This window comes from Halorussus halobius (assembly GCF_004765805.1).
In the GTDB taxonomy this organism is placed as follows: domain Archaea; phylum Halobacteriota; class Halobacteria; order Halobacteriales; family Haladaptataceae; genus Halorussus; species Halorussus halobius.
This window is the reverse complement of the sequence record NZ_ML219773.1, coordinates 266,274-282,613: the sequence shown is the minus strand read 5'-3', so window position 1 is coordinate 282,613 and position 16,340 is coordinate 266,274. Positions and strand designations below refer to the sequence as shown.

19 protein-coding genes are annotated in these 16,340 nt (G+C 69.3%); 10 read left to right on the top strand and 9 right to left on the bottom strand.

The features are described from left to right. Nucleotides 1–6 precede the first annotated feature (6 nt). Nucleotides 7–783: an SDR family oxidoreductase gene (locus EPL03_RS01475; protein WP_135827565.1), complete on the top strand. Its 777-nt coding sequence runs from the start codon at nt 7–9 to the stop codon at nt 781–783. Between the two features lie 97 nt (nt 784–880). Then, complete coding sequence (locus EPL03_RS01470; RefSeq protein ID WP_135827564.1) at nt 881–1,090, top strand: hypothetical protein; 210 nt, start codon at nt 881–883, stop codon at nt 1,088–1,090. A 456-nt stretch (nt 1,091–1,546) separates the two neighbouring features. On the opposite strand, the gene EPL03_RS01465 is transcribed toward EPL03_RS01470, so the two are convergent. After that, nucleotides 1,547–2,311: a 23S rRNA (uridine(2552)-2'-O)-methyltransferase gene (locus tag EPL03_RS01465; RefSeq protein WP_135827563.1), complete on the bottom strand. Its 765-nt coding sequence runs from the start codon at nt 2,309–2,311 to the stop codon at nt 1,547–1,549. A gap of 153 nt (nt 2,312–2,464) precedes the next feature. Between EPL03_RS01465 and EPL03_RS01460 the strand changes: the two genes are divergently transcribed. Then, nucleotides 2,465–3,208 (top strand): DNA polymerase sliding clamp, encoded by a 744-nt coding sequence (locus EPL03_RS01460; RefSeq protein WP_135827562.1) that lies wholly within the window; start codon nt 2,465–2,467, stop codon nt 3,206–3,208. 92 nt (nt 3,209–3,300) lie between these two features. On the opposite strand, the gene EPL03_RS01455 is transcribed toward EPL03_RS01460, so the two are convergent. Both EPL03_RS01455 and EPL03_RS01450 read right to left on the bottom strand, forming a co-directional pair. Further along, nucleotides 3,301–5,853: an efflux RND transporter permease subunit gene (locus EPL03_RS01455; protein WP_135827561.1), complete on the bottom strand. Its 2,553-nt coding sequence runs from the start codon at nt 5,851–5,853 to the stop codon at nt 3,301–3,303. A gap of 135 nt (nt 5,854–5,988) precedes the next feature. After that, the gene (locus EPL03_RS01450; RefSeq protein ID WP_135827560.1) at nt 5,989–6,576 is read right to left on the bottom strand and encodes a DUF7474 family protein; all 588 of its coding nucleotides are present in this window, start codon (nt 6,574–6,576) and stop codon (nt 5,989–5,991) included. A 466-nt stretch (nt 6,577–7,042) separates the two neighbouring features. On the opposite strand from EPL03_RS01450, the gene EPL03_RS01445 reads away from it, so the two are divergent. Beyond that, nucleotides 7,043–7,480, top strand: coding sequence for an MOSC domain-containing protein (locus EPL03_RS01445; RefSeq protein WP_135827559.1), 438 nt, complete (start codon nt 7,043–7,045; stop codon nt 7,478–7,480). A gap of 1 nt (nt 7,481) precedes the next feature. Here the strand turns inward: EPL03_RS01445 and EPL03_RS01440 are convergent, their stop codons facing one another. Next, nucleotides 7,482–8,276, bottom strand: a complete 795-nt coding sequence (locus tag EPL03_RS01440) for an aldo/keto reductase (RefSeq protein ID WP_135827558.1) — start codon at nt 8,274–8,276, stop codon at nt 7,482–7,484. A 123-nt stretch (nt 8,277–8,399) separates the two neighbouring features. On the opposite strand from EPL03_RS01440, the gene EPL03_RS01435 reads away from it, so the two are divergent. Both EPL03_RS01435 and EPL03_RS01430 read left to right on the top strand, forming a co-directional pair. Next, complete coding sequence (locus EPL03_RS01435) at nt 8,400–8,648, top strand: hypothetical protein (RefSeq protein ID WP_135827557.1); 249 nt, start codon at nt 8,400–8,402, stop codon at nt 8,646–8,648. Between the two features lie 160 nt (nt 8,649–8,808). After that, nucleotides 8,809–9,129, top strand: a complete 321-nt coding sequence (locus tag EPL03_RS01430) for a 4Fe-4S dicluster domain-containing protein (protein WP_135827556.1) — start codon at nt 8,809–8,811, stop codon at nt 9,127–9,129. Between the two features lie 42 nt (nt 9,130–9,171). On the opposite strand, the gene EPL03_RS19710 is transcribed toward EPL03_RS01430, so the two are convergent. Beyond that, a complete protein-coding gene (locus tag EPL03_RS19710; RefSeq protein ID WP_168216200.1) occupies nt 9,172–9,336 on the bottom strand; it encodes a DUF6757 family protein in 165 nt (54 codons plus the stop codon). 618 nt (nt 9,337–9,954) lie between these two features. After that, nucleotides 9,955–10,770: a PHP domain-containing protein gene (locus tag EPL03_RS01420; protein WP_135827554.1), complete on the bottom strand. Its 816-nt coding sequence runs from the start codon at nt 10,768–10,770 to the stop codon at nt 9,955–9,957. Between the two features lie 149 nt (nt 10,771–10,919). Here EPL03_RS01420 and EPL03_RS01415 point away from each other — a divergent pair, with 149 nt between their 5' ends. Further along, complete coding sequence (locus EPL03_RS01415) at nt 10,920–11,204, top strand: DUF5789 family protein (protein ID WP_135827553.1); 285 nt, start codon at nt 10,920–10,922, stop codon at nt 11,202–11,204. A 236-nt stretch (nt 11,205–11,440) separates the two neighbouring features. Here the strand turns inward: EPL03_RS01415 and EPL03_RS01410 are convergent, their stop codons facing one another. Further along, nucleotides 11,441–12,457 carry a DUF5784 family protein gene (locus EPL03_RS01410; protein ID WP_135827552.1) on the bottom strand — a complete coding sequence of 339 codons (1,017 nt, stop codon included), beginning with the start codon at nt 12,455–12,457 and terminating at the stop codon, nt 11,441–11,443. Between the two features lie 147 nt (nt 12,458–12,604). On the opposite strand from EPL03_RS01410, the gene EPL03_RS01405 reads away from it, so the two are divergent. Beyond that, on the top strand, nt 12,605–12,781 hold the full coding sequence (locus tag EPL03_RS01405; RefSeq protein WP_244605206.1) for a DUF5786 family protein: 177 nt from the start codon (nt 12,605–12,607) through the stop codon (nt 12,779–12,781). Nucleotides 12,782–12,814: 33 nt separating this feature from the next. Here EPL03_RS01405 and EPL03_RS01400 read toward each other — a convergent pair whose 3' ends face one another. Together EPL03_RS01400 and EPL03_RS01395 are read right to left on the bottom strand one after the other, a co-directional pair. Next, nucleotides 12,815–13,684 (bottom strand): YkgJ family cysteine cluster protein, encoded by an 870-nt coding sequence (locus tag EPL03_RS01400; protein WP_135827550.1) that lies wholly within the window; start codon nt 13,682–13,684, stop codon nt 12,815–12,817. Between the two features lie 58 nt (nt 13,685–13,742). Further along, nucleotides 13,743–14,066, bottom strand: coding sequence for a HalOD1 output domain-containing protein (locus tag EPL03_RS01395; protein ID WP_135827549.1), 324 nt, complete (start codon nt 14,064–14,066; stop codon nt 13,743–13,745). A gap of 111 nt (nt 14,067–14,177) precedes the next feature. Here EPL03_RS01395 and EPL03_RS01390 point away from each other — a divergent pair, with 111 nt between their 5' ends. Further along, the gene (locus EPL03_RS01390; RefSeq protein WP_135827548.1) at nt 14,178–14,387 is read left to right on the top strand and encodes a DUF7561 family protein; all 210 of its coding nucleotides are present in this window, start codon (nt 14,178–14,180) and stop codon (nt 14,385–14,387) included. Between the two features lie 113 nt (nt 14,388–14,500). Next, entirely contained in the window at nt 14,501–16,297 is a 1,797-nt protein-coding gene (locus EPL03_RS01385; protein WP_135827547.1) for a helicase C-terminal domain-containing protein, read from the top strand. Nucleotides 16,298–16,340: the final 43 nt, after the last annotated feature.

The following is a 16,340-nucleotide window of genomic DNA, read 5'->3' as shown; positions in this document are numbered from 1 at the left end:
TCTGCGATGTCAGAACAACTACTCGACGGGCAGACCGCAGTCATCACCGGCGGTGCGAGCGGCAACGGGCGCGAGATCGCGAAGACGTTCGCCGAGGAGGGGGCGAATATCGTCGTGGCCGACATCCAGTCCGAGCCACGCGAGGGCGGAACACCGACCCACGAACTCGTCGCGGACGACCACGGCGTCGACGCCACGTACGTCGAGTGCGACGTCACGAACCTCGACCAGCTCGAAGCCGCCGTGGACGCCGCCGACGAGTTCGGCGGCATCGACGTGATGGTGAACAACGCCGGCATCTTCCGAGAACAGGAGTTCACCGAGGTCAGCGAGGACGCGTTCGACCAGATGATGGACATCAACGTGAAGGGCGTCTACTTCGGCGCGCAGTACGCCGCCCGGAAGCTGGTCGAGAACGGCGGCGGGAACATCATCAACATGTCCAGCGTCGCCGGCCTCGAGGGCAGCGCCGGCTTTGCCACCTACTCCACGACGAAGGGCGCGGTCCGACTGCTGACGTACGCGCTCGCGGCGGAACTCGGCCCCGAGGGCGTCCGCGTGAACGCCATCCACCCGGGACTCATCGAGACCGAGATGACGACCGAGGACGTGCCCATCGTCGGCTCGGAGTCGGGCGAGGGCTTCCTCCAGACCATCCCGTCGCGGCGCTTCGGCCAGCCCGAGGAGGTCGCCGACGCCGCGCTCTACCTCGCCAGCGACCTCTCGTCCTACGTCAACGGCGAGAGCCTGGTGGTCGACGGCGGGATGACCAACACCGGATAGCGACGGACGGCAGAACGACCAACACTGGGTGAGCCACGGCGCGCGACCCACGACCGCGCCCCCTCGGCTTTTCGGCCTCCGCGCCGATTCGTCCTGCATGGGTAGCGACGGCCTCATCGAACTCGACCAGTCGTGCTGGTCGGCGCTGGCGAAGTACAACCTCGTGCTGGCGACCGCGTTCGGCGTCCTGCTGCTGGTCGTCCGCGAGGTCGACCCGGCGCAGGCCCAGTTGTTCCTGCTCGTGGAGAACGGCGTGTTCGCGCTCCTGTTCGGCGCGATTCAGACCTACTGCTGGATTTCGCGGTGAGACGAAACGAGGAGGTCAGTTCGGTCGGCGTTCGCTACGAGTCCTGTCGGGAGTCGGTCGGAACGAGTACTGCCGGAGCGGGGAGTTCCATCGGCGTCGCGAGTGGTCCCGTCGGCGTGACGAGTGGTTCCGTTGGCGTGACGAGTGATTCCGTCGGCGTGACGAGTGATTCCGTCGGCGTACCGCTAGCTTCTGCCTCGACCGATGAGAAACCGCACAGCACCGCCCCGCCACCGCACAGCACTGCTCCGCTACCGCAACCGCGAGCCTCGCACCTCCCCAACCTCCCGCGGTCCTCGTCCACCGGCGGACAAACCACGTCCGCCGAGCCCTCGGTCACCTCGTTCCCGAGGACCTCGCGCGGACGGGCGCGGCGCACGAGCGCCGCGCCCGGTCGCGCGCCACCCGCGACTGTTCGACAGTTCGAGACGTGAAAAGCCGCGGCCGAGCGCGCGCCTACTCCTCGACCGGTTCCGCGAACCCGAACCGGGGCTTGACCTCGGTGACCTCGATTTCGACCGTCTCGCCCGCCGAAGCGCCGGGGACGAACAGCGTGTAGCCGTCGACCTTGGCCACGCCGTCGCCCTCCGAGCCCTCGTCGACGACCTCGACCTCGACGGTGTCGCCCTCGTCGACCGGCGCGGTCGTTCGCCCCTTGGCGACGAGGTACACCTCCGACGAGGAGTCCCGGGAGGCGTCCGGGCCGAGCGTCCGGACGTACTGGAACTCCTCGTCGATGTCGTCCCGAAAGTCGTCGAGGTCCCGGCCCTCGAACACCTTCACGGCGAAGTCCCCGCCCGAGTCGAGCACGTCGAGGGCGGTCTCGAACGCCTGTCGCGCGAGGTGGACCGACCGGGCGTGGTCGACGCTGTACTCGCCGGTCATGTTCGGAGCCATGTCCGAGAGGACGACGTCCACCGAATCGCCCGCGACCTCGCGGACCTCCTCCCTCGTCGACTCGTCGGTCACGTCCCCGCGAACGGTCTCGACGCCGTCGATGGGGTCGATTCGCTGGAGGTCCACGCCGACGACGGTGCCCGACTCGCCGACCGCCTCGCTGGCGACCTGTAACCATCCGCCGGGGGCCGCGCCGAGGTCCACGACGGTCTTGCCCTCGCCGAGCAGGTTCTCCTCGCGGTCGAGTTGCGTGAGTTTGTACGCCGACCGCGAGCGGTACCCCTCCTGTTTGGCCTTGTTGTAGTAGTGGTCCTTGTGGCTCATTCGATTGTACGGTGGTAGTCCGGCGAGGGGTTTACGCGCTTCGTTCGATGCACGTACGCGCCCGAATCCGGCGAAAGAGTCGCTGTGGTCGCGTCGCGCGCACGCGCCCGAACGAGTGTCTTTTTATGCCGGGGGTTCGTACCACTTGCCAAGATGTTTAAGGCTATCGTGAGCGCCGACACGCTCAAGGACGCTATCGACTCCGTGGGCGTGCTGGTGGACGAGTGCAAAATCCACCTCAACGAGGACGGACTCGCCATCCGGGCGGTCGACCCCGCGAACGTCGGGATGGTCGACCTCGACCTCTCGGCCGAGGCGTTCGAGTCCTACGAGGCCGACGGCGGCGTCATCGGCGTGAACCTCGACCGGCTCGACGACATCGCGGGGATGGCGAGCGGCGACCAGCCGGTCCACTTCGAACTCGACGAGGAGACCCGCAAACTCCACATCCAGATCGACGGGCTGGAGTACACGCTCGCGCTCATCGACCCCGACTCCATCCGGCAGGAGCCCGACATCCCGGACCTCGACCTCCCGGCCGAGATCGTGGTCGAGGGCGCGGACATCGACCGCTCGGTCACGGCCGCCGACATGGTGAGCGACCACATCGCGCTGGCGGTCGACGACGGCGAGGAGACGTTCGTCGTCGAAGCCGAAGGCGACACCGACGACGTGCGCCTCGAACTCGACCGCGAGGACCTCGTCGACCTCACCGCCGGTCCCGCCCGGTCGCTCTTTAGCCTCGACTACCTCAAGGACATGAACAAGGCCATCCCGACCGACGCCGAGGTCACGGTCGACCTCGGCGAGGAGTTCCCGGTCAAGCTCCACTTCGACATCGCGGAGGGCCAGGGCAACGTCACGTTCATGCTCGCGCCCCGGATTCAGAGCGACTGAGACGCCCGTTCTTTCGGTCATTCTCGCGTTCGACCGCTCGACCGTAGCGCCGCCTTCGGCGACCGAAGTGGAAACGAACGGCACCCGAGCGGTCAGTCGCTCGGGGTCGTCGCTGCGGACTCGCCGTCGGCCAGCGACGCCACGCCGACGCGACGGCTCCACAGCAGGAGGATGCTGGGGAAGACGTAGACGCTCACGACGAACGACAGCGCCAGCCCGAGCACCACCAGCACGCCGAACCCGCGAATCTGCGGGCTCACGTGCAACAGCAGGGTGGCGAAGGCACCGCCGGACGTGAGGGTGCTACCGAGCAGGGCACCGCCGGTCCCCGTGACGGCCGTGCGCAGCGCGGTCACCGGGTCGCGTCCGTGGTCGAGTTCCTGGGCGAACCGGTCGCTGACGTGGATGTTGTAGTCGACGCCAAGTCCGATGACGAGACTCATCAACAGCGCGGTGACGAACGTGATCGGCGTCCCGGTGAGGTACATCCCGCCGAAGACGAGCGCGAGGACGAGCGTGATGGGGACGGCAGTGAGCGCGCCCAGCGTCGCGCTCCCCGCGGTGAGCCGGTAGACGACCGCGAGCACGACCCCGATGATCCCCAGCGCGATCAGCATCGTCCGGAGGATGCCGTCCGCCAGCTGACCGAGTTCGGCGTTCGCGAACGTCGCCTGCCCGACCGCCGTGGCGGTCAGACCCCCGCCGTCCTCGACGGTACCGGCGACGCCGTGCATCGCCTCCGCGCGGACGTCGACTTCGAGCCCCTTTTCGACCGGCACGAGCATCCGGAGCGACCGGTACTCGCCGTCGGTGCGTTCGAGGACCTGCGCGGCCTGCGCGGGCGCGGCCGCGTAGAGCTCGTCGTACACCGCCTCGACGTTCCGGTCGGGGACGCCGTCGCCGTCGGTGTCGGCCTCGCGGAGCGTCGCGGCGAACTGCTCGTCTTCGGCGGCCGCCGACTCCAGGACCGACAGGACCGAGACGACCCGGACGCGCCCGTCGCGCTCGAACGCGACGTCGCGTTGCTCGGCGTCCGCGACGCCCGCGGCGACCCGGTCGAGCGCCCCGGGGTCGGTCACGTCGCCCTCGACCAGGACGGAACTCAGCCGGCGGTCGCTGTCGGTCGACTGGTAGGCCTCCTGGACGAACTGCTGGTTGGCGTAGTACGGGTCGTCGGTCGCGTCCCAGGCCAGCGGCCCGGGGAGGTCGGTCTTCCACTCTGCGACGTCGGTCGAGGTCTGGTAGGCCTGCCGGTCGACGTCGGTCCACGCGACCGCACCGCCCGCGCCCGCGACCAGCGCGACCACGACGACGAGCGGCGCGGCCCGCCGGGCAGCGGTGACGCCCGCACCGAGGACGGCGCGCAGGTAGCGACCGTGGCCGAGCGCGGGCTTTCGCCGGTCGAAGCCGACGCGTTCGAGCAGTCCGTCGACGCTCACCTTGAGCGCGGGGACGAGCGTCGTGAACACCACGAGCGCCGAGACCACGCCGAGCGTGATGCCGACGCCGAGGTTCCGTATCGTCTCGAAGGGGCTGGTGAGGTTCGCGAGGAAGCCGACGGCGGTGGTAAGCGTGACGAGCACGAACGCGACCCCGACCGACGACAGCGCGCGGTTCATCGGTTCGCGGACGCCATCTTCGGGGCCGCGCTGCTCGCGGTACCGCATGAAGACGTGGAGTCCGTAGTCGATTCCGAGGCCGGTTATCAACACGGGACCGAGGATGACTGTCATCCCGGCCGGAATCCCGAGCCAGCCGAGGACGCCGAACAGCCACACCACCGAGACGACCACGCCCACGAAGCCGACGACGACGTCGGCGACGTCGCGATAGGCGAACCCGAGGACGCCGAGGATGAACAGCAGGGCGGCGGGCAAAATCAGCTCGAAGACGTCGGCGTTCATCTGCTCGTAGTACGACTGAGAGGCGAACTGCCCCATCGTGAAGTACTCCCGAGCGGTGCCGTCGTCGACCGCCCCGTACTCGCCCGCCGTCTCGTACAGCGCCCGCTGTGCGTCCGCAGGCGGGGCGGGCATTCCGGTGCCGTCGCCGGCGGCCTCGAACTCGAAGACCATCCGGCGGCTCTCGGCGGTCGCGCTCCCTGGCTCGTAGTCGGTCGGCATGAGTTCGAGCGCCGACGACCCCTCGGAGAGCGTCGCCGCGACGAGGTCGGCCACCTCGTCGTCGCTCAGCGCTTCGAGCGCGTCTATCCGGGCGTCGAGGTCGGCGTCCGGGTCGCCCGCGGCCCGCGCGCCGACGACGTTCGACACGCCGAGGACGCCGCCCTCGTCGGCGAGCGCGCCGGCGACCGACTCGTTGGTCCGAACGTCGCGCTGATAGCGCAGCGAGTCGAGCAACGACTGCTTCGAGAGGGCGTTCCCGTCCTCGGCCCGGACGTACACCGTCGAGGACGCCGTGTCGTTCGAGTCCTCCCCGTCTTGACCGTAGTGTTCGTCGATGTACTCGCTCTTCTGTGCGACCGTCGTCTCTCCGACCGAATCGCTGTCGAGCTGGACGGAGTTTTGCATCTCGAGCCGGGTGGCCCCGCCCGCGACGCCGGCAGTCAACAGCAACAGCAAGACGACGACGATTCGGTTGTGGTTCGTCACGAATTCGACGATTCGCTTGGGTGTGTCTCGTACCATCGTAGTGTCGGGTTCCGCCGTAGATTCGGGGACCGTACGGCTGACGGTTCGAGCGACGACACCCGACGCAAAAAGGGGGGACGCACAGTTGCAGAGCCAGCGACTGTGCGAAAGTCGAAGGGACCCGCTCGCGGGCTACAGGCTCCGGTCGATGACCGCCTTGGCTGCCTCGGCCTTCTCCTTCCAGCCGTAGCCCGACTCGTAGACGTGTCGCTTGTTGTCGACCAGTTCCTCGGGCGAGGACTCCTCGAACCCGCCTCTGGTCCACGTTCCCGTCTCCCGGAGCCAGTCGACCACGCGCTCGCGGGTCTCGGACCACGAGAGGCCGACCATCTCGTACCACGCTATCATGGCGAACACGGCGTTGTCGTGGGCACCCGGCACCGACCCCTTCCGAGCGACCGTCTTGATGGGCTCGACGGTGGGGTCGGTGACGTGTTCCTTGTACTGCTCGGCGGTCAGGAGTTCGAGTTGTCCGCCGTCCTCGACCACGCGCTGCTCGTGCTGGAGGCGGTCGAGCGCGGCGCGGTGGACGCTGCTCCACCGGCCGTGGACCGCCTCGGGGAGCGCGTCCTCGGGGAGCGGGCCGCCCGACAGCACCGCCACGACGTCGGCGTAGGCCTTCTCGACGTCGGCCCACGACGCGCCCTCGAACTCGCAGTCGGCCCCGTGGAGGTTGCTCGTCGTCCGGCAGTCGGGACAGGGGTACTCGAACCTCGGCACGAGTCGGTGTGTGGCTCCGAGGGTACAAAACTGGTCTGATTCGGTCGAAACTGGAGTGCGAGCGTTCGGGGCATCGTGCGCGGAGGGAGCGTTCGGCGCGCTCGCCGACTCGTCTTCCCACTCCGGCGCGCGCTGGCGCGGCCCTCGTGGCCGCGCCAAAACGTGCGAGGGAGGCGACCGCTTTTATGCGGTCGCCGAGGCTGGGGAGGCGTGAGGCTCGCGGTCGCGGTGCGGGGCGGTTGCGGGTGGCGGATGCGGTGCGGTTGCGGGGCAGTTTCGGGGCAGTGCGGTTGCGGGGCGGTGCGGTTCTCAGTTGCCTCGGCAGAAGCTAGCGCCACTGTTCTTCAGAGCCATCACTTCCCCAACCAATCCGATTCCGTTCGACGGGAACTCGCCTCGACGCTGTCAGGGAGCTACGGCGGAACCACGCGCGAGAATTAAGAGCGTTCGGTTCCACACCGCGAGCATGAACGGAACCGGAACCGTCGAAGCCGTCCACCTCGCGCCCGAGTCGGGCGCGGACACCGAACCGGTCGAGTCGGCCGAGACGGTCGCCGGCGAGGGCGTTCGCGGCGACCGCCACTTCGGCGGCGACGGCGCGGACCTGACCCTCATCGAAGCCGAAGCGCTCGACGCGGCAGCCGACGGCGGCGTCGACCTCCGCGACGGCGCGCACCGCCGCAACGTCACCACGCGCGACGTCGCGCTGAACCACCTCGTGGGCGAGCGATTCCGGGTCGGCGAGGTCGTCTGCGAGGGCGTCGCGCTCTGTGAACCCTGCGGCCACCTCGAATCGCTCACCGAGGACGGCGCGGTGTCGGCGCTGGTCCACCGGGGCGGGCTCGAAGCCGACGTGGTCGAGTCGGGCGAGATCGCGGTCGGCGACGAGGTCGAACCCGTCTGACCTACTGGTTCCACGCCGCCGCGTCGGGGTCGATGAGGCGCTCGCGCTCGTCGATAGCGTCGATGCGCGCCACCTCGTCGTCGGTGAGTTCGGGCGGGGCGAGGTTTGCCCGGAGGTGGGCCTCGCCCGTAGCCTTCGGAATCGGGACCACGCCCTCGCGCTGGGCGAGCCACGCGAGGCTGACGGCCTCGGGCGTGGCGTCGTACTCGTCGGCGAGGTCGGCCAGCACGTCGACCTCGCCCGCTTCGCCCTGCATCAGCGGCGCGTACGCGACCACGGTGATATCGCGGTCCCGGCAGTAGTCGAGCAGGTCGTCCTGTGGAAGGAGCGGGTGCATCTCGACCTGATTGGCGACGATGGGGGCGTCGAGAATGTCTTCGGCCGCTTCCAGCAGGTCCACGGTGAAGTTGCTCACCCCGACGTGGCGGGTCTTCCCGGCGTCGCGGGCCTCGTCGAACGCCGGAAGGGTGGCCTCGGCGTCGTAGGCCCCGGTCGGCCAGTGGACGTACAGCAGGTCCACGGCGTCGACGCCGAGCCTGTCGAGGCTCTCGTCGGTCGTCTCGCGCACGTCCTCGGGCGCGAGGTTCGACGGGTGGACCTTCGTGGCGAGCAACACCTCCTCGCGGGGCACGTCGCTGGCGGCGATGCCCTCGCCCACCGCGGCCTCGTTGTCGTACATCTGTGCCGTGTCGACGTGGCGATATCCGACGTCGAGCGCGGTCCGGAGCGTCTCGGCGCACTGGTCGGGGTCGTCGTTGCCCGAGGTGCCGAGGCCCGGACTCGGAATCGTCGGCATGGCCGAACGGTGTCGTCGGACGGGCAAAAAGCTACGCGCGTCGGCAACCTCGTTCTCGCGTCGGTCGCCGGTCGCACCGAGCGGGGCGAAAGAGCGATAGGCACGGCGCGAGAAGCCGGTCGCGTGACCGACCGCGACGCGCCGTGGCGACTCCTCGGACTCGCCGGGGTCGCGAGCCTCTGCTGTGTCGGCACCACCGCGGTCGGCGGCGCGGCGGTGGCCGGCAGCGCAGTAGCCGGCACCGCGGCGGCCGGCGGACTCGGCGCGGGCGTCGCACAGGTGGGAGTGACGGTGCTGACGGTCGCCGCGCTGGGGGTCGCGTGGCGGCGGTTCGGGCCGACGCCGGAACCGGGGTGCGAGATGCGCGAGTAGCGCGGCGAGCCCACTACTTAAACCCCGGTGAGCACGTTCGGGGGCGAACGCCGCAATTCCTCCCCGTCACGCGTTTTTAGCCCGGCCTAAACTAACCGCCGCCACCGCCACGCTTAAGTGGAGGACCGTGTTTTAAGTATCCTCTCGCCGAAGCTGTAGTATGGCAATCGACCCGCAATTTCACGAGAACCGCGAGAAGGTAGACGACCACGAGGGCCACGACGTGTGGGGCCCCGTCGAGGAGCCCGAGCAGCTCGGCATCCACGGCACGCACGTCGCGGTCGACTTCGACATCTGCATCGCAGACGGCGCGTGTCTGGAGGACTGTCCGGTCGACGTGTTCGAGTGGGTCGACTCCCCGGACCATCCCGAGAGCGAACAGAAGGCCGACCCCGCCAACGAGGCCCAGTGCATCGACTGCATGCTCTGTGTCGACGTCTGCCCCGTGGACGCCATCGACGTCGACGCCGGCCGGGCCTGACGAGACCCCCTTCTTCCGCACGGCCGGGAACGTCGCGGGCGGCTACTCCGTCCGGTCGACGTCGAGTTCCTGCCGGAGGTACGCCAGCGCGTCGGTCTCCGCGAGGTACTCGAACTGCTCGCGGAAGTGCACGTCACAGAGTCCCACCCTGACGCCGTTCAGTTCGGGGGCGAACGACGCGTCCCGGTCGCAGTAGTGACACCGCATACCAGTTGGTAGGTGGTGCGGAGGATTTAGGTTCTGCGCTCGGGCCAGCGACCGCGTCGACTCGGTACCCCACACCGAGGCCGAGCCGTTCGCCGACCAGCAGTCCCTCGAATCGTCACCGGCGCAGGAGTGCGACCCATCACTGACGACAGGTGCGCGACCCGCCACCGACCACGGGACGCGCCGCGAGCGCGCTCGTGCGCTCGCAAGCGGGGAGGCACGGGGCGCGGTCGCGGTGCGGGGCGGTGCTGTGCGGTGGCGGTGCGGGGCGGTGGCGGTGCGGGGCGGTGGCGGTGCGGGGCGATGGCGGGGCGGTGGCGGTGCGGGGCGATGGCGGGGCGGTGGCGGTGCGGGGCGATGGCGGGGCGGTGGCGGTACTCCTCGGCTCAAGCAGTAGTAGCGTACTCGACGGAACGAACGTCAACGCGAAGCTAGCTACTGCTTGAGCCGAGGAGACACCGCATCCACACCGCATCCACACCGCATCCACACCGCATCCACACCGCATCCACACCGCATCCACACCGCATCCACACCGCATCCACACCGCGACCCACTGCATCCGCACCGCGACGGCGGACCGCTCGGACCGCCCGAACCGACCAACGGACACCCCGGTTACAGATTCACCGACGACCGGAAGTGACGGTACTCGGGCTCGGACAGCCCCGCGCGGCCGAGCACGTCGTCGTGGGCGTCGCTGCCGCCCGTGGGGACGAGGTCGTGTTCGGCGACGGCGCGCTCTATCGTCCGGGGGTCGACCTCCCGGTCGTAGGGGTAGTATCGCTCCACCGCGTCGAGGTGTCGGGTGAGTTCGAGCGCCGCCTCGGGGTCGTCGTACCGGTGCGGATGGGCCAGTCCGACGAGGCCGCAGGCGTCCGAGAGGAGTTCGACGCCGCGCTCGAACGAGGTCACCTCCCGGGCCACGTAGCAGGGCCCGTCGTTGCCGATGAGGTCGTCGAACACCTCGCCCACGGCCTCGTAGTCGGTGTCGGGGTGGTCGACGACCGCGCGGGCGACGTGGGGTCGGCCCAGTCCCTCGCGGGCTTCGAGTCCGATGTCGACGCCGAGGTGGTCCTCGACGTTCTCGATGATTCGCCGGCCGCGCTCCTCGCGGCCGGTCTGGATTCGGTCGAGTTCGTCCGCGAGGTCGGGCGTGGGCGCGACCCCGTAGCCGAGGAGGTCCACGCGCTCGCCGGCCGTCTCGCTCTCGTAGTCCCCAGGGTCGGGGTCGACCCGCAACTCGATGCCGTGGACCACCGTCACGCCCTCGAACGCGGTGACGGGCGTGGGGAGTTCGGGGTGGAGCCGGTCGTGGTCGGTGATCGCCACGACCGAGACGCCCGCCTCGCGGGCGGCCCCGGCGACCGCCGACAGTTCCATCTCGCCGTCGGAGTTGGTCGTGTGGACGTGCAGGTCGGCGAAGACGCTCATACCCGCAGAACGCGCGCCGGGGTCGAAAGCGCTTCGTTACGAGGGCGATGCGGCGCGAACGGTGCGCGAACCCCGTCCTTAGATTCCTTAAATTCCTGAATCACATGCCCCAGCAAAGTTTATCATTATCTTTGATGTACGTGCTGTCGATGTCACTGCGACAGGCGACGGAGCTACTCCGTCAACACGACTACCCCGCGACGACCGACCAGCTCGCCGACTCGCACGGCGACTACGAACTCGACCTCCCGAACGGCACCGAGCGACTCGGGGAGGTACTCCGACGCGGCGAGAGCGAGACGTTCCACGCACCGGGCGAGGCCGAGGCGGCCCTCTACTGCTCGGTGAGCGGCAAGGCCATCGGCCGGAAGGGGTACAGCGACCGCGACCCGACGACGCTCGGGACGTTCGGGCCGGAACAGGTCAGCTTCTAAGACGACCTTTTGCTGCGGTCGCAGTGCGGGCGGTCGCTTTGCGACACGCCCGCCCGGCTCCCTGGCAAAAGCTCGACCAAAACCACGGCGTCACTCCCTCCCTCGCTTGGAGATGCGCAAAGCGCATCTCCGGCGCTCCGTCGAGAGTTCCTTGGGCCGCTCGCTCGGTCGCTTCGCTCCCTCGCTCGCGGGGAGTCGTTAGGCGGCCACCGCGTCACAACCACCGTCAACAGCTACTATATCCACTCCACGGCACCGCCGAGGTCCAGCGGCACCGACCCCTTGCTGTAGGCCTCGACCCGGCCGGAGGGTCGCGCTCGGAACACCACGGCGGGCCGGTGGCGCACGTCGGGCCGTTCGCCCGCCACGGCGGCCCACTCGTCGTCGCGGAAGCTCGAACAGTCCACGAACAGCACCGCGCCGCCGCCGTGCTTGTCGAGTTGGCCCGACACCTTCGTCTCGGCCGTCTCGCGCAGCGCGGCGACCGGCGTGCTCGCCTGCCGCCGAGTCGGGGGTCGCGGCCGGGTGACCTCGACCAGCGGGGACTCGCCGCCGTTCGGCGACTCGGCCCGGAAGTCCAGCGAGTGGCCGGTCGTCACCGCTATCTCGGGGGTGACCGCGTAGCCGGCGTCGACGAGCAGCTTCGCGGCGGTGAACTCGCTCATCGCCGAGGCCATCCGCACGGGGTCGACCTGCGGGCTGGTGCCGAGTTTCGACGCCATCTCGTAGCGGTGGTCGTCGAGCGCGCCCGTCGAGAGGAACTCCTCGTAGAATCCCAGGGCCTCGTCGCGGTCCGCGTCGGGAAAGCCCATCGCGTGGTCGCGGAAGAACTCCCGCGAGGAGTGGCGGCCGTCCTTCGAGAACAGCACCGGGAGGAAGAACCACGAGAGGTGGTCGTAGGCGGCCAGCCACGGGGCCTCGACTTCGAGGTCCGCGAGCAGTTCGCGCTGGGCCCACCGCGCGACGGGGTAGGGCACCTCGTCGAAGGTGTACTTCTCGGTGCGCCACAGCGCCGAGGGCGTCTCGGTGTTGCCGAGCCAGAACGCCGCCTCGCCGTCGTCGGCCCGGAGGAACAGCGCGAGGTCGCCGTTGTCCATCTCGAATCGGCTGGCCTCGTAGCCGGCGGGCGCGGCGTAGTGGGGCGTCAGGAGCTGCGCGCCGAACGTCTCGTCCAGCGACGCGAGCAGGTCGCGCTTGATTCGGTCGTCGGTCCACCGCTCCGTCGAGCGGCGAAAGCGGAGCGGGCTTGCCACGTTCGGACGCTAGCACGCGAGGAATTTACCTCTTGCGTCGAGGCGGCTCGCGGCCGGCGGATTTCGAGATGTTTGCAGCCGGTGAAACGAACGCTATTATCCGTTACATTCATTACCGGCCACCCCCAACCCATGAGTGTGGTTGTCATGTCAATGGGTGCCTATGACGAGGAAGAACACGAGCGCCGTGAACGCAAGAACAGTTCGGTCGACATCAGCGAGGACGACGACCGAACGGCGTATCACGGCTCCGTCGAGTACGACTCCGGGAACTCTACCGAGGCGCTGCTCGACCAGTTCGAGGAGATCAAGGCCGGGAAGTGAACGCGGTCTGTTTCTGTCGCGCGCTCGACCGTTTCAGTGCATCCCGTCCCAGCCCGGCGTGTCGGGTGCGCCGCGATTGCCCTCGATTCGCTCGGCGAGGGACTGCTCCGGGGCGGAGTCGCCCGGCGCTCCCGCTCGCTCCGCCCACTCCGAGAGGGCCCGGCCCGCCCACGAGTCGGCGGCCCGAGCCTCCGCGAGAGCGTCCTCGAAGCGGTCGCGGTCGACGTTCGTCGTCCCGGGCGCGGCCGCGACGGCGGCCGCCACGAACAGCGCGCGGTCGTCGTCGGTGAGGTCGCCGGCCTCGGCGCGCGCCACGACGCCGTCGAGTCGGTCGCCGTCGGGGAAGACGAACACCTTCTGGCCGAGCGCCTGCGGGCCGAGCAGGAAGCCCGAGCGGTCGTCGGGCGGGTCGTCGTCCAGCAGTCGCTCCCCGCCGAACGCCGACTCGACGCGCTCGCACTCGGTCTCTTGGTCGAGTTCGAGGTTGTGGCCGGGGTAGTCGGCGCACTCCTCGGGGTAGGTCTCCTCGCCGTGAATCCGACACTGGAGGGTCGTCGGGTCGAGGAAGACGCACGTCGGGAGCCACGTCGGGTCGGCCGCGAACGGGGCGACGGGCTTGGGCGCTTTCCGGAGTCCGAGGAAGAACGCGGGCTTGCCGTCGATGGCCGCCAGCGTCGTGCCGTCGACCGCGACGCCCTCCTCGGCGCGCCAGAGTCGCGGCGTCAGCGCGTCGGCTAGTCCCGCGTCGAGCAGGGCCCGGGCGTCGTCGCGGGTCAGCGGCACGAGGTTGTAGTCGTCGTCGAGCGGGACGCGGGGTCCCCGGCGCTCGTGGTCGCTGGGCTCGGGCGCGATGGGCCGCCAGTCGATGCAACAGCCGGCGCATCCTTCGCAGTCGACCTTCATCGATACCTCGCGAAGGTAGGCGGGCCAACAGGATAAGGAATCGGGTGGCGTCCCGAGCTCAGCGCGTCCGACGCGCGAAGACGTGGCCGTCGGCGTGGACGTCCACCGAGAACTCGCCGACGGCGAACGAGACGTGTCCCTCGTCGCGGCGCAGGCCGGTAGCAGTCGTCCGGAACAGGTCGTCGAGCGCGTCGGGGTCGACCGCGTCGTGCAGGCGAACGCCGAGTTCGTCGACCGGACGCTCGGCCGCCTCGCCCAGCGCTTCGAGGACGGCGGGGACCGGGCGTTCGTCGGTTTCGGCGTCGAAGTGGGCGTGGGCCGTGTTCGACGCGTACGTCGGACCGTCGGCGGCGGGTGAGGCCGGTGAATCTGTGTCGTTCATGGTGTCTCCATCGTGGGTGGTAACCGAGTACGGCGAAGCACGACGAACTCGGATAAATATGATTCGGATTCCGTCGGCACGGCTTTGAGCGTGGAACCACTCGGTCGGGGCATGGCCAGCGACACGTGCGAGGGCTGTGGCGAGCAGGTCACCATCGCGGGCGGCATCGCCAACCTCTGGACGTTCGAACGCGACCAGACCGGCGGGATGACCCTCGAATTCGACAGCGACGCGAGCGAACACTTCCTCTGTTTCGAGTGCATCGACCGACTCCCGGACGACCCCACTGCGTCGGACGTGGCGGGACTCGGAGGGAGCTGAAACGGTCCGGAAGTCTCAGGCTCGCCGACGACACCGAAGACGGTGGGGACCCCTGACGCTCCAATCGCCGCAACCAGTAGCCTTTATCCGGCACACCGTCCTGACTTCGGATAGTGACCCCCGAGCGGATACCCGACGAGTTCCCCGCGCCCTCCTATCGCGGCAACCAGCGCGACGCCCTCGAACGCATCGGGGAGGCGTTCGCCGACGGCAACGACGTGGTGCTGGTCCGGGCACCCACGGGGAGCGGTAAATCGCTGCTCGCCCGCGCCATCGCGGGGGCCGCCCGCCAGCCCGACGAGGCCGCCCCCAGTGACGCCACCGGCGCGTACTACACCACGCCGCAGGTGTCCCAACTGGACGACGTGGCCGAAGACGAGTTGCTCGACGACCTCAAGATAATCCGGGGCAAGCGCAACTACTCGTGTATCCTGCCGGGCGAGACCGACACGCCGGTAAATCGCGCGCCCTGCGCCCGCGAGAAGGGCTACGACTGCTCGGTCAAGCACCGGTGTCCGTACTTCTCGGACCGGGCCATCGCGAGCAACCGCGAGATAGCCGCGATGACGCTGGCGTACTTCATGCGGACCGCCGGCTCGGAGGTGTTCCGCAAGCGCGACGTGGTCGTGATAGACGAGGCCCACGGGCTCGCGGAGTGGGCCGAGATGTACGCGACCATCGACCTGAACCCCCGGACCGTCCCGACGTGGGAGGACCTGTCGGTCCCCGACCTGACCGACGGGGACCTCGACCGCGCGGTTCGGTTCGCCGAGAGCGTGGTCGGCGCGTTCCGACGCCGGAAGGACGAACTCGTGGCTCGACAGGAACTCGACCCCCACGAGGCCGCCGAGCGCGACAAGCTACAGGAACTCATCGGCGAGCTACAGTGGTTCGTGGAGGACTACCGCGACGCCGGGAGCGCGACGACGTGGGTGGTCGACCAGCAGGACGGGAGCGGCGGTGGGGACGACGGCGGAGCCATCACCATCAAGCCGATGAACCCCGAGCGCTACCTGAGCCACACCGTCTGGGAGCGGGGCAACAAGTTCGCGCTCCTGTCGGCGACCATCCTGAACAAGGCGGCGTTCTGCCGGCAGGTCGGCCTCGACCCCGAGAACGTCGCGCTGGTGGACGTCGACCACACGTTCCCGGTCGAGAACCGGCCGCTGTACGACGTGACGCAGGGCAAGATGACCTACGAGGACCGCGACGACACCCTGCCCGACATCGCCCGGACTATCGTCCGACTCATGCAGCGCCACCGCGGCGAGAAGGGGATAATCCACGCCCACTCGTACGCGATTCAGGAGCGTCTGGCCGACCGGCTCGCCGAGTTCGGCGTCGGCGACCGAATCCGAACCCACGACACGGACGACCGCGACGCCCAACTGGAGTCGTGGAAGGCCACCGACGGCGAGGAGGTGTTGGTCTCGGTCAAGATGGAGGAGGCGCTCGACCTGAAGGGCGACCTCGCGCGCTGGCAGGTGCTGTGCAAGGCCCCGTTCCTCAACACCGGCGACTCGCGAGTGGCCCACCGGCTCGAAGACGGCCAGTGGGCGTGGTACTACCGGACCGCGCTCCGGACCGTCATCCAGGCCTGCGGTCGGGTGGTCCGGTCGCCCGACGACCACGGCGCGACCTACCTCGCGGACGCGAGCCTGCTCCAGGTGTTCGACCGCGCCGACAGCGACGTGCCGCCGTGGTTCGCCGACCAGATAGCCCGGATGAGCCGACCCGACCTCCCGGAGTTCGACCCCACGAGCGCGAGCGGGTCGGGCGCGAATCGGCGGAGCCGAGGTCGACGCCGCGACTCCCTGCCCGAGTCGAGCGACTCCGGCGACGGGAGCGCGGCGGGCCGGCGCTCGAACGACCGGAAGAGCCCGATGGCCGACGTCTGGGACGTCGAGTAGCTGCCCCGTGGTCGGCGGGGCGTCGTTCAGAGGAACGACGCGG

Bases quoted from the DNA above. Each gene is read 5' to 3' on its own strand.
- EPL03_RS19710 (WP_168216200.1), bottom strand. From the start codon at position 9,336: ATGCGGTGTCACTACTGCGACCGGGACGCGTCGTTCGCCCCCGAACTG.
- EPL03_RS01420 (WP_135827554.1), bottom strand. From the start codon at position 10,770: ATGAGCGTCTTCGCCGACCTGCACGTCCACACGACCAACTCCGACGGC.
- EPL03_RS01440 (WP_135827558.1), bottom strand. From the start codon at position 8,276: ATGCCGACGATTCCGAGTCCGGGCCTCGGCACCTCGGGCAACGACGAC.
- EPL03_RS01445 (WP_135827559.1), top strand. From the start codon at position 7,043: ATGAACGGAACCGGAACCGTCGAAGCCGTCCACCTCGCGCCCGAGTCG.
- EPL03_RS01430 (WP_135827556.1), top strand. From the start codon at position 8,809: ATGGCAATCGACCCGCAATTTCACGAGAACCGCGAGAAGGTAGACGAC.
- EPL03_RS01460 (WP_135827562.1), top strand. From the start codon at position 2,465: ATGTTTAAGGCTATCGTGAGCGCCGACACGCTCAAGGACGCTATCGAC.
- EPL03_RS01475 (WP_135827565.1), top strand. From the start codon at position 7: ATGTCAGAACAACTACTCGACGGGCAGACCGCAGTCATCACCGGCGGT.
- EPL03_RS01470 (WP_135827564.1), top strand. From the start codon at position 881: ATGGGTAGCGACGGCCTCATCGAACTCGACCAGTCGTGCTGGTCGGCG.
- EPL03_RS01390 (WP_135827548.1), top strand. From the start codon at position 14,178: ATGGCCAGCGACACGTGCGAGGGCTGTGGCGAGCAGGTCACCATCGCG.
- EPL03_RS01415 (WP_135827553.1), top strand. From the start codon at position 10,920: ATGTCACTGCGACAGGCGACGGAGCTACTCCGTCAACACGACTACCCC.
- EPL03_RS01400 (WP_135827550.1), bottom strand. From the start codon at position 13,684: ATGAAGGTCGACTGCGAAGGATGCGCCGGCTGTTGCATCGACTGGCGG.
- EPL03_RS01405 (WP_244605206.1), top strand. From the start codon at position 12,605: ATGTCAATGGGTGCCTATGACGAGGAAGAACACGAGCGCCGTGAACGC.
- EPL03_RS01465 (WP_135827563.1), bottom strand. From the start codon at position 2,311: ATGAGCCACAAGGACCACTACTACAACAAGGCCAAACAGGAGGGGTAC.
- EPL03_RS01395 (WP_135827549.1), bottom strand. From the start codon at position 14,066: ATGAACGACACAGATTCACCGGCCTCACCCGCCGCCGACGGTCCGACG.
- EPL03_RS01455 (WP_135827561.1), bottom strand. From the start codon at position 5,853: ATGGTACGAGACACACCCAAGCGAATCGTCGAATTCGTGACGAACCAC.